General features: G+C 62.0%; 10 protein-coding genes. 9 read left to right on the top strand and 1 reads right to left on the bottom strand.

The window, feature by feature from the left end; translation table 11 throughout:
• Positions 1-48: 48 nt before the first annotated feature.
• Positions 49-1,824 carry an autotransporter assembly complex protein TamA gene (gene tamA, locus BN1135_RS11660; RefSeq protein WP_042021250.1) on the bottom strand — a complete coding sequence of 592 codons (1,776 nt, stop codon included), beginning with the start codon at positions 1,822-1,824 and terminating at the stop codon, positions 49-51.
• Between the two features lie 525 nt (positions 1,825-2,349).
• Here tamA and BN1135_RS11655 point away from each other — a divergent pair.
• The 9 genes from BN1135_RS11655 (at position 2,350) to BN1135_RS11615 (ending at position 11,006) form a co-directional block, all read left to right on the top strand.
• Positions 2,350-2,724, top strand: a complete 375-nt coding sequence (locus tag BN1135_RS11655; protein WP_042021249.1) for a hypothetical protein — start codon at positions 2,350-2,352, stop codon at positions 2,722-2,724.
• Positions 2,725-2,857: 133 nt separating this feature from the next.
• On the top strand, positions 2,858-3,136 hold the full coding sequence (locus tag BN1135_RS11650) for a peptidylprolyl isomerase (RefSeq protein WP_042021247.1): 279 nt from the start codon (positions 2,858-2,860) through the stop codon (positions 3,134-3,136).
• Between the two features lie 202 nt (positions 3,137-3,338).
• Complete coding sequence (locus tag BN1135_RS11645; RefSeq protein ID WP_042021245.1) at positions 3,339-4,013, top strand: DUF1499 domain-containing protein; 675 nt, start codon at positions 3,339-3,341, stop codon at positions 4,011-4,013.
• Positions 4,014-4,038: 25 nt separating this feature from the next.
• A complete protein-coding gene (locus BN1135_RS11640; RefSeq protein ID WP_042021242.1) occupies positions 4,039-4,620 on the top strand; it encodes a carboxymuconolactone decarboxylase family protein in 582 nt (193 codons plus the stop codon).
• A complete protein-coding gene (locus BN1135_RS11635) occupies positions 4,620-6,773 on the top strand; it encodes an FAD-dependent oxidoreductase (RefSeq protein WP_042021240.1) in 2,154 nt (717 codons plus the stop codon). Before BN1135_RS11640 ends, BN1135_RS11635 begins: the two co-directional genes overlap by 1 nt.
• Before the next feature lie 17 nt (positions 6,774-6,790).
• Positions 6,791-7,975, top strand: a complete 1,185-nt coding sequence (locus BN1135_RS11630) for an ABC transporter substrate-binding protein (protein ID WP_042021237.1) — start codon at positions 6,791-6,793, stop codon at positions 7,973-7,975.
• A 77-nt stretch (positions 7,976-8,052) separates the two neighbouring features.
• On the top strand, positions 8,053-9,687 hold the full coding sequence (locus tag BN1135_RS11625; protein WP_139245217.1) for an ABC transporter permease: 1,635 nt from the start codon (positions 8,053-8,055) through the stop codon (positions 9,685-9,687).
• A gap of 23 nt (positions 9,688-9,710) precedes the next feature.
• Complete coding sequence (locus BN1135_RS11620) at positions 9,711-10,361, top strand: ATP-binding cassette domain-containing protein (protein WP_042021379.1); 651 nt, start codon at positions 9,711-9,713, stop codon at positions 10,359-10,361.
• Between the two features lie 30 nt (positions 10,362-10,391).
• The gene (locus tag BN1135_RS11615; protein WP_042021233.1) at positions 10,392-11,006 is read left to right on the top strand and encodes a CDP-alcohol phosphatidyltransferase family protein; all 615 of its coding nucleotides are present in this window, start codon (positions 10,392-10,394) and stop codon (positions 11,004-11,006) included.
• Positions 11,007-11,012 lie beyond the last annotated feature (6 nt).

The following is an 11,012-nucleotide window of genomic DNA, read 5'->3' as shown; positions in this document are numbered from 1 at the left end:
GCGCAAGATACAGCTGCAGCGGCCAAAGAAAAAAGCGTTTAGACAACATCATAATTCAGGCCCCAATGCGAAATGCAGCCGCAAGGGCTTATCCTCCTCTGATACTCCGACCGCCAGATCCAGCCTGACCTGACCGATGGGAGTGACCCAGCGCACACCCACACCAGTACCTATTTTCCAGGGTTCGCTGTAATCGATGGTGGAGGTGCCACCATCCACAAACATGGCCCCCAGCCACTTCTCGCTGAAGCGGTAGTTGTACTCCAGACTCGCCACGCTGGTGTAGCGGCCACCGGTCAGCTTGCCATCCGGTCCGGTGGGGGAGATGGTCTCGTAATCAAAGCCGCGCACCGTCTGATCGCCACCGGTAAAGAAACGCAATGACGGCGGCACCAGCGAGAAGCTGTCACCTATGATGGCTCCCTGTTCGGCCCGCATCAGGAATCTGTGGTTATCGCCGAGGGTCCGCAGCCACTTGCTGCGCCCCCACACCCGCATAAAGCTGATGTCGGAGCCCCATCTCGGGTCGGAAAACTCCAGCGTCACCTGCTGGCGATCCCCCCAATCGGGCACCAACCCGCCGCGCACCCGCAGCCGGGACCAGGAGATCCCCGGGATCAGCAGCAAGCTGTTCCCCTCATCGGCGCCCTGGGTATAGATCTCATTCTCCAGCCGGATGAACACATCCCGATCCCAGCTCTCCGGTCGCCGCGTCCAGCGGTGGACACCGACGGTGGTGAGATCGGAGCGGGTATCGTTGTTGTCTTTGTACTGATAACCGGCCTGCACCGAGTAATAGTCCCGCAGCGGATTACCTACCGGGATCTGGTAATCGAAACTGAGCTCAGACTCCGGTGCCGATACCTTGGCAGTGGCAAACAGACGGTGGCCATAACGGTTGACCCAGGGCTTTTCCCAGGTAGCGCTCATTCGCGGCCCCACATCAGTGGCGTAACCCACACCCGCTTCAATCTCGTGATCGACCCGGTTATCCAGGGTCACTGCGATGGGCACCCGGTAGTTGCTCGCGTCACTGAGCACCGGTTTGATATCGACCTGACGGAATAGCTTGGTGGAAGAGACATCTTGCGACATCTCGGCCAAGCGGATGGCGAGATAGGGATCACCGCTCTGAATATTGATGAGTGGCCGGATCAGGTGCAGCGCTTCCGGGGTGGCGTCATAGCGGATCTCACCGAAACGGTAGCGATGGCCCGACTCGAACAGAATGAAGATCTCCGCTGTGCCCTTGTCCGGAAACACCTTGACCTGACTCTTGCTTAACTTGCCATCAAAGTAACCCCGGGCCAGCCCGAGGCTACCCAGATCAGCCTTGATCGATTCATATTTGGCGTGATTGAGAGGATCGCCCTCCTTGAGGGGCAACTTGTCCAGCAGTTCGCTATATCGCTCATCACTACCGGCATCCCCTTCGAGCAACACATCCAGTCGGGAGACGATAACCGGCTCCCCTTTATCCACCTCGATCACCACTTTGGACGGGGTCTGTTTGTCGCGACTCAGGGTAATTTTTGGCTGGTAGTAGCCATACACCTGCAGCGCTTTTTGCACACTCTCGGTGATTTTGGCGCGGGCAGGGCGGTACTGACGCTCCTGATAAACCGGCAGCGCATTGAGGTAGGCTTCGACGTTATCCTTGTTGTCCCCTTTCAACCCCTTGATCTGATAGGTGAGCTTGGCGGCAAACACGGGCGAGGCCACCAGCGACAGCAACAGGCCCACCACCAGTACCAACATGCCGCGACGAAACGCTGGGCCGGACAGTGAACGCCCTGCCAGCAGGGATGAAATGCATCCTGTCAAAGGTCAATATTCCTGAAGCTGTGGTGAAGAAAACCAACGCCCTTTCGAACCGAACCCGAAAGCGGCGCAGCACGCCATGCAGTGCATGGCCGTGACACAATAATGCGCGCCAGAAAAATGGCGGACCTTATCCTAACATAGGCATCGGCCAGCAACAGCGCGCCACCATTGGCAAATTCACCATATCTTTTAGGCGGTTGGCTACAAATCACACATTTTGGTAACCATGGTGTGGCCCAGTCCTCTGCCACAGGCCACCCTGACTGCCTTAAGGGGAGCCGTCCGCAGTGTCAGCCCTGCACGCGCCTTGCGGCCCAAGACTTCGCAGCAACCTCTCGCCCCACGACAAGGCTTGACGGCATCGATGCCGTGGTGATCTCGAACGTATCCCACTTGCCGGCTCACTGCCGCTTGACGATTCAAAATATGGATTAAGAATTGCTCGTTCAGCGCAATCGAATTATCCCGCTGCCTTTGCAAGCGCCCCTCCCTCACACTTGAACCATCAACTGAAGGAGACACATCATGCATGCACGTAGCGAACAGATGGCTGACTATATTGCCGATCGTCTCGAGTTCATCACCTTTCTCGCCTGTTGCAGCGCCCTGCTGGCCCTGCTGACCGGCATGAGCGGCCAACAGGCACTGGCCTTTACCGCCCTTAACCTGCCGTTTGGCCTCGGCATTCTGCTGGCGATGGCGATGCTGGCCCCGCTGCCCGCCCACTGGCGGCTGCCGGGGATCACCTTGCTGCTGGCAGGTTGCGCCCTGATGACCCTGCAACTGGGGGGTGAGTGGCTCAATCCGCTGGCCATCTGGAGCCTCTACGCCCTGCTCGGGCTGGAGATCATCTGGCAAGCTCGCCCCCGCACCGTGCTGGCCACCCGCGCTCGCCAATAACAGGGCCGACGAGCGCCGATAAACGGCGGGCGGTGATGGCTGACGCCGGTGGCAAATTGGGGTACTCTTGCGCCCCGATTTGCTACCACCCTTGGCGTTAACAACCTTCGCCATCACTCCCAGGAGCGCCCCGATGAAAAAAGCCTGTGCCCAGCACATTCTGGTCAAGACCGAAAAACAGTGTCTGGAGATCAAGGAGAAGATCGAGAAGGGAGCCGACTTCGGCCAGATGGCCAAGCGCTTCTCCACCTGCGCCTCTTCAAAACGCAGCGGCGATCTGGGGGAGTTCAACAAAGGGGATATGGTCAAGCCCTTTGACGATGCGGTATTCAAGGGCGAACTGCTCAAAGTGCTGGGGCCGGTGCGCACCAAGTTCGGCTTTCACCTGATCAAAGTGCTCTATCGCACTTAAATATTGCAATTAAAGCGAGCCACCCCATCGCAACTGGTCATTTTCTCGGTGAAGCTCCCATCTGGCGGGCTTCACCTCCCTCTGCATCCTCCTCGCAAAACTGGCCAAAACAACGCCAAACTCGCATCAATTTACTAACGTTATCAGGCAATTAGGTTTATCCTTCTCGGCATTATCCACATTCGACGATGGATCCCGTGCTATGCCCCGCTCTTGCTTGTGGCCCCTGCTGGCCTGGTTACTCCCGCTCGCTGGCGCCCTCGGCAGCCGCTTTCATCTCTGGCCCTGGTGGATCGGTTTTGCCATCTGTCTCATCGGAGCGCTTGTCTCACTTATCTTGCTGGTGCGCCTGCCCTGGAGCCGCAACCGCTACGCCAGCGGTTGGGGCGCCTTGCCGCTGCTGCTGCCCCTGACCTTTGTGCTGCAGGCGCTGCGCATGCCGCTGATCAACGATGTGAGCACCGATCCCTATAATCCCCCCCTGCTGCGCTGGGCGGCAGAGCTGAGAACGGCGCAGGATCTGCCAATAAATAGCGCCCCGCTGAAAGCATTTGAGACAAAACCCGGTCCTCTCTTTACCCGCTCCGCCCCCGAAGAGGTGGTCATCGAGGCAGAAGAGCTGATGCAGGAGCTGGGCTGGCAGGTGCGACCGAGCCCGGATGGCCTGGATGCAGTGGTCACCACTGGCTGGTTCGGCTTTCAGGATGATGTGGCGCTGCGGGTCTTTGCCGGCCCCAAAGAGACACGTATTGATATGCGATCAGCCTCCCGTCAGGGGCAAAGCGATCTGGGCACCAACCGGGCACGGATCGAGGATTTCCTGACGCGCCTGAACGAGCGGCTGGGTCAGGCCTACAAACCCAATTTGAAACCGTAAGTGTGAAACAACAAGAAGGTAACTGATGCGCGTTGAGGTCAAACCCGACCGGGAATATGCCTGGTTTATCCGCCCCTTTTTCTGGCTGCAAAAGCGCAACTATGGTCAGGTGCTCATTCCGGGCAAGTGCTGGGGCCGCTCGCCGCGCCTGTTTGCCGCCGTCGCCACCCTCTACGGGGTCATCAACCGCAAGCGCTCCCCCATCGATCCCGTGCTGCGCTCTCTGGTAACGGTGCGGGTCTCCCAACTCAACTGGTGCCGTTTTTGCGTCGACATCAACGCCATGACCCTGATCAAACGGGCAGGCTCCAGCGAGAAGGTGGAGGCGCTGGCCAACTGGCGCGAAAGCCCCTTGTTCGACGAGCGGGAGAAAGCGGTGCTCGACTACACCGAAGCGATGACTGGCCTCGATGGGGTGAGCGATGAACAGGCATCCCGCCTCAAGCCCTGGTTCAACGACGACGCCATGGTTGAGCTGACCGGCCTTATCGCCTTCCAGAACATGTCGGCCAAGTTCAACGCCGCCCTCGATATTGCGCCGCAGGGCTTCTGCCAGCTGCCGGTGCAACCGGAACGCCCCGTCCAGCCAGACAGCAAGGACGCCTGATGAACCGGACCCGCCTGCTGCTTCTGCTGGTGATGGGGAGCCTTATCGGCGCCTTTTTTGCCCTCGATCTTGGCCGTTACCTCAGTCTGGACGCCTTGCAGGCTCAACAAGCGGCAGTGGCACAATGGGTCGACAGCCACTTTGTCTCGGCCAGCCTGCTGTTCGTGCTTATCTATGTGCTGAGCACGGCCCTCTCCCTGCCCGGCGCCAGCCTGCTCACCCTGGGTGGCAGCGCGGTGTTCGGCGTCGCCTGGGGGCTGCTGCTGGTCTCTTTTGCCAGCAGCATCGGCGCGACCCTGGCCTTTCTCAGCGCCCGTTTTCTGCTGCGCGACTGGGTCACGGCCCGCTTTGGCGACAAGCTGGCCACCTTTCAGTCCGGCATGGCGAAAGAGGGGGCCTTCTATCTGCTGAGCCTGCGCCTCATCCCCATCTTCCCCTTCTTTCTGGTCAATCTGCTGATGGGGCTCACCCCCATCAGAGTCAGCACATACTACTGGGTGAGCCAGCTTGGCATGCTGCCCGGCACCTTCGTCTATGTGCTGGCAGGCAGTGAGCTTGGCCAATTAACCAGCACCGGCAATATCCTCTCCCCCGGCCTGATGGTGGCGTTGACCCTGCTCGGGCTGATGCCTTGGCTGGTCAAGAAATTGACCGCGCACCTCGCGCTGCGGCGCCAGCTCGCCCCCTACCGCAAACCGGCTCGCTATGACTACAACCTGCTGGTGATCGGTGCCGGTGCCGGTGGGCTGGTCACCAGCTATATCGCGGCAGCGGTGAAGGCCAAGGTGGCGCTCATCGAGAAGCACAAGATGGGGGGCGATTGCCTCAACAGCGGCTGCGTCCCCTCCAAGGCATTGATCCGCAGCGCCCGCTTTGCCGCAGAGCAGCGCAAGGCCGACCAGCTGGGTTTTAGTCCAAGCAACTCCCGCGCCGATTTTTCGGCGGTGATGGAGCGGGTGGCTGAGGTCATCAAAGAGGTCGAGCCCCACGATTCTGTGGAGCGCTATGAAGGGCTTGGGGTGGAGTGCATCGAAGGGGAGGCGCGGCTGGTCTCTCCCTGGGAGGTAGAAGTGAACGGCCAGCGCCTCGCCAGCCGCCATATCGTTATCTCCACCGGCGCTCGGCCGCTGGTGCCCAAGCTGCCAGGGCTGGATCAGGTGCCTTACCTCACCTCGGATAGCCTCTGGCAGCTGCGCACCCCGCCGCGCCGCCTGCTGGTACTGGGCGGTGGCCCCATCGGCTGCGAGCTGGCCCAGAGCTTCGCCCTGCTCGGCATTCCCGTCACCTTGGTGGAACTCTCTGAGCAGTTGTTGCCCCGCGAAGATAGGGAAGTGGCCGACGAGCTGGCCGATCAAATAAGCCGCGATGGCGTGCGGCTACTCACCGGCTGGCGCGCCGAGCGAGCCGACTACCTGCCCGCGGCCGAGGGGGATCTGCCGATCCGGCTGCAGCTGCGCCGAGGCGAAGAAAAGCAGGTGGTGGAAGGGGATCAACTACTGTTGGCACTGGGTCGGGTCGCTAACATCAGCGGCTTCGGGCTCGAAGAGTTGGGGGTCGAGCTTGCCCCCCGCGGCACCATAGCGGTCGATGGCTTTCTTGCCACCAACTTCCCCAGCATATTGGCGGTGGGGGATGTTGCAGGCCCTTACCAGTTCACCCACTTCGCCGCCCATCAGGCCTGGTATGCGGCGGTCAATGCCCTATTTGGCCAGTTCAAGCACTTTCGGGCCGACTATCGGGTCATTCCGGCGGCCACCTACACCACGCCGGAGATTGCCCGGGTCGGCCTAAATCGCCAGGAGGCCGAGGCGCAGGGGATTCCCTTCGAGGCGACCCGCTTCGAGCTGGCCGAGCTGGATCGCGCCATTGCCGATGGGGAGCGCCAGGGTTTTGTCGAGGTGCTGACCGTGCCGGGCAAAGATACTATCCTTGGCGCCACCATAGTGGGCACTCACGCTGGTGAACGGATTGCCGAGTTCGTGCTCGCCATGCGTCACCGCCTCGGCCTTGGCAAGATCCTCGGCACCATTCACGCCTATCCCACCCTGATGGAGGGGAACAAATACGTGGCAGGTGAATGGAAACGGGCCCACCAGCCCACCCGGGTGCTGGCGTTGCTGGCCCGTTATCACCGCTGGCGCCGTGGCGCCTGACAACCAGAGAAACTTTTATGCTCAAGCCATTCTCACAGCTCAAGCAGCGGCTCAACGCCCTGCTGTGCACCCTGTCACTGCTGGCCAGCGGCCCGCTGTTTGCCAACCCTGATAACAACTGGCAGCAGACCCTAGAGGAGGCGAAAGGAGAGACCGTCTACTTCAACGCTTGGGGCGGCAGCCCGGAGATCAACGCCTATCTGGTGTGGGCCGGGCAGGAGCTGGCGCGCGACTATCAGGTCAAGCTGGTGCAGGTGAAGGTGGATGACATCGCCCAGAGCGTCAGCCAACTGCTGGCCAACAAGCAGGCGGGCAAGCAAGCTGGCGGCCCCATCGATCTGCTCTGGGTCAACGGCGAGAACTTCAAGGCGCTCAAGGAGCAGGGGCTGCTTGGCGCTCCCTTTACCGCTGAGCTACCCAACATGGCGCTGGTCGACAGCAGCCTGCCGGTGAGTGAGGACTTCACCCTGCCGGTGGAAGGGCTGGAAGCCCCATGGGGCATCGGCCAGCTCAATCTGATGGTCGATACCGAAGAGGTCGCCAGCCCGCCCACCTCGGCAGAAGCCCTGCTTGCGTGGGCCAAGGCCCATCCCGGCCGCTTTACCTATCCCAAACCGCCCCAGTTCCATGGCTCCAGCTTTCTCAAGCAGATCTTGCTGGAGCTGACCCTGGATCCCGCCCCTCTCTATCGGGAGGCGACCGATGCCGAGTTCATCAGGATCACAACCCCGCTCTGGGCCTGGCTGGATCAACTGCACCCGACACTCTGGCGCAAGGGCAAACTGTTCCCCACCAGCGCCGCCGAAACCCGCCAGCTGCTCGATGATGGCGAACTGGCCATGGCCATCAGCTTCAACCCGCAGGAGGCGCAAAGCGCTGTCCAGATTGGCGCCCTGCCCCCCAGCGTAGAGGCGGTCGCCATGGAGAAAGGCGCGCTCACCAACAGCCACTTTCTCGCCATCCCCTTTAACGCCAACGCCCGTGCGGGGGCCAAGGTGGTGGCCAACTTCCTGTTGAGCCCAGCGGCGCAGGCACGTAAAGCCAATCCGGTATTCTGGGGCGATCCCAGCGTGCTGCGGGCCGATGCGCTGCCTGACTCCGCCAAAGGGCAACCGGCACTGCGCTTCAAGGCGATGGCCGAGCCTCACCCCAGCTGGCAGCTCAAACTGGAAGCGGTCTGGGCCGAGCGTTACGGCCACTGATGAGTGCCGCTGGTCACCCGCTTTCCCGCTCCACCCCGTGGTGCCGGTTGACACGCCACCCCAGTATGAATATGGGGATGGCGGTCATTTATCTGGCGCTCTTCGTCATCCCTCTGCTGGCGGGGCTGTGGCAACTGCTGGCGGAGGGGATGACCGCCTCTCATCTTGCCTTGCTGCTGGCCCAGCCTGGCCTTTGGCACTCCGCTGCGCTGAGCCTGTGGATTGGCGCCGCCTCGACCCTCGGCACTCTGCTGTTGACCGCCCTGCTGCTGGCTCACAGCAACAGCCGTGCTTTCGAGCTGCTCCGTCGCCTGCTCTCGCCCATGCTGGCCATGCCCCACGTCGCCTTTGCCATCGGCTTTGCCTTTCTGCTTGCCCCCTCTGGCTGGCTGCTGCGGCTCGTCTCGCCAACGCTTACCGGATTTGAACTGCCCCCCGATTGGCAGACCATTCGCGATCCTCTGGGGCTCGGGCTGATTGCACAGCTCGTTCTCAAAGAGACCCCCTTTCTGTTGCTGATGGCGATGGCCGCGCAGCAACCCATCCTGCTGGCACGCCAGCAGTGGCTGGGGGCGAGCCTCGGCTTCAGCGCACACCAGATCTGGTGGCGCCTGCTGCTGCCAGCGCTCTGGCCTACCCTGCGCCTGCCCATCTATGCGGTGGCGGCCTACGGAGTGGCGGTGGTGGATCTCGCCCAGCTGCTCGGGCCCGATGCTCCCGCCCCGCTGGCGGTACGGTTGTGGCTCTGGTATCAGGACCCTGATCTGCTCTGGCGCGGCGCCACCGCCAGCGGCGCCCTGCTGCTGCTCGCCATCACGGCGCTGTTGATCGCCCTGCTCAGATTACTGGAGTGGTGTCATCAAGAGGTGGGCAAAGGCTGCTGGCTAGATGGCAAACGGGCGGCGCCCCACTCCTTTGCCAACCGGCTCGCAACAGGCTTTGCATTCACCCTGATTACCCTCAATCTGGCGGTGCTGGCGGCCCTGCTGCTCTGGTCGCTGGCGCGCCGCTGGCCCTTTCCCGCCCTCTGGCCCAGCCAGTGGAGCTGTCACTACTGGCTGGATCTGCTGCCAACCCTGCTGCCGCTGCTGGCAACCAGCGCGCTGTTGGCACTGGCGAGCGGCTTGCTGGCACTGGTGATGACGGTGCTGAGTCTGGAGGCGCAGGCCGGGCGCCGCCCCTGGCCGCTCTGGCTTATCTGCCTGCCGCTGTTGCTGCCGCAGGCGAGCCTGCTGTTTGGTATCCGGCTCGGGTTGGATTGGCTTGCACATGACTCAATAAGTAGCGGCATTGGCTGGGGCTGGGTGCTCTGGAGCCAGCTGCTGTTTGTTTTTCCCTATGTTTATTTGTGTCTGCATGGCCCCTATCGCCAGTTCGATCCGCGGATCACCCAAAGCGCCCTGCTGCTGGGGGCTACGCCATGGCGAGCCTGGTGGCAGGTCAAAGCGCCGCTGCTGGCGCACCCGCTGCTGTTTGCCTTCGGCGTCGGGGCAGCGGTGAGCCTGGCCCAGTATCTGCCGACCTTGCTCTTTGGCGCAGGCAGGGTGGTCACTATCACCACCGAGGCAGTGGCCATTGGCAGCGGCCTCAACCGGCGGTTGGCGGGGCTCTACGGCCTGCTGCAACTGCTGCTGCCGCTCGTTATCTATCTGCTGGCGCTCTGGCTGCCAGCGCGGATCAATCCGGCGCTCAAGGGGGGCGGCTCACGATGAACTCTGATGATGGAAACAACCATATGCTGAGCACCACGCCTCTTCGACTTTACCTTGATGAAAATCTGCTGCTCTCGCTGCCCGCCCTGCAGGTGGCCCCCGGCGAGGTGTTGACCCTGATGGGGCCAAGTGGCTGTGGTAAAAGCTCCCTGCTGGCAGGGCTGGCCGGAGTACTGCCCGGCGCGCTGACAGGAAATGGCCCGATCCGGCTGGAGGGGGAGATAAGGCTCGGCGAGCGGCTACTCAACGCCCTACCGCAGCAGGCGCGGCGCATCGGCATGCTGTTTCAGGATGACCTGCTGTTTGACCATCTGACGGTGGCGGAGAACCTGATGTTCGGCATGCCTGCGACCATCAAGGGAAAACGCACGCGGCGGGAAAAGGCGCTGACCGCATTGGTACAGGTCGCACTGGCGGATCAGGCTGACAAGCTACCGCAACTGCTGTCTGGCGGTCAGCGGGCGCGGGTCAGTCTGCTGCGAGCCCTGTTAGCCGAACCCGACGCCCTGCTGCTGGATGAGCCCTTCTCCCGCCTCGACAAACCGCTGCGGGCAGCCTTTCGCCAGCTGGTGTTAGCGCAGATCAAGGCGCTGGCCATCCCCGCCATCCTGGTGACCCACGATGCGGAAGACGCGCCGGGCACCATACTGAACCTCATCGAAGATCGTTGTTAACCCTTATTTCATCACCAAGGAGTGTTCATCTTGTTTGATCGCCACCTGATCCCCGTGATCCGCAGCCCCCTCACCCAGCTTGCCAAGCCGCTCTGCCGCGCCGGGATCAGTGCCAATCAAGTGAGCCTCACCGGCTTTGCCATCGGCATGCTGGCGCTGCCGCTACTGGCACTTGGCTGCTATCCATGGGCGCTCGCGGCCATCCTGCTCAACCGTTTGCTGGACGGGCTCGACGGCGCCGTGGCGCGGGAAACCGGCATCACCGACTGTGGCGGCTTTCTCGACATCACGCTGGATTTCATCTTCTACGCTGCCGTGGTACTGGGCTTTGCCCTCGCCGCCCCCGCCAACGCACTGCCCGCCGCCACCCTGCTGTTTGCCTTTATGGGCACAGGGTCGAGCTTTCTGGCATTTGCCATCATGGCGGGCAAGCGGGGGATCGAAAATCCGGTCTATCACCACAAGTCCCTCTACTATCTGGGCGGCCTCACCGAGGGGAGCGAGACCATCGCCCTCTTTGTGCTGATGTGCCTGTGGCCCGCCGCCTTCGCCCCGCTCGCCTACGGTTTTGCCCTGCTCTGCCTCATCACTACCCTGACCCGGCTCTGGAGCGGTTATCACACTCTACGTTACACCCCGCGCTGACCCCTC

The organism is Aeromonas sobria (assembly GCF_000820145.1).
In the GTDB taxonomy this organism is placed as follows: Bacteria; Pseudomonadota; Gammaproteobacteria; order Enterobacterales; family Aeromonadaceae; genus Aeromonas; species Aeromonas sobria.
This window is presented reverse-complemented; position numbering and strand designations above follow the sequence as displayed.

Coding starts and splice junctions, on each gene's coding strand:
- BN1135_RS11635 (WP_042021240.1), top strand. CDS start 4,620: ATGAACCGGACCCGCCTGCTGCTTCTGCTGGTGATGGGGAGCCTTATC.
- BN1135_RS11620 (WP_042021379.1), top strand. CDS start 9,711: ATGCTGAGCACCACGCCTCTTCGACTTTACCTTGATGAAAATCTGCTG.
- BN1135_RS11650 (WP_042021247.1), top strand. CDS start 2,858: ATGAAAAAAGCCTGTGCCCAGCACATTCTGGTCAAGACCGAAAAACAG.
- BN1135_RS11640 (WP_042021242.1), top strand. CDS start 4,039: ATGCGCGTTGAGGTCAAACCCGACCGGGAATATGCCTGGTTTATCCGC.
- BN1135_RS11655 (WP_042021249.1), top strand. CDS start 2,350: ATGCATGCACGTAGCGAACAGATGGCTGACTATATTGCCGATCGTCTC.
- BN1135_RS11630 (WP_042021237.1), top strand. CDS start 6,791: ATGCTCAAGCCATTCTCACAGCTCAAGCAGCGGCTCAACGCCCTGCTG.
- BN1135_RS11625 (WP_139245217.1), top strand. CDS start 8,053: ATGGCGGTCATTTATCTGGCGCTCTTCGTCATCCCTCTGCTGGCGGGG.
- BN1135_RS11645 (WP_042021245.1), top strand. CDS start 3,339: ATGCCCCGCTCTTGCTTGTGGCCCCTGCTGGCCTGGTTACTCCCGCTC.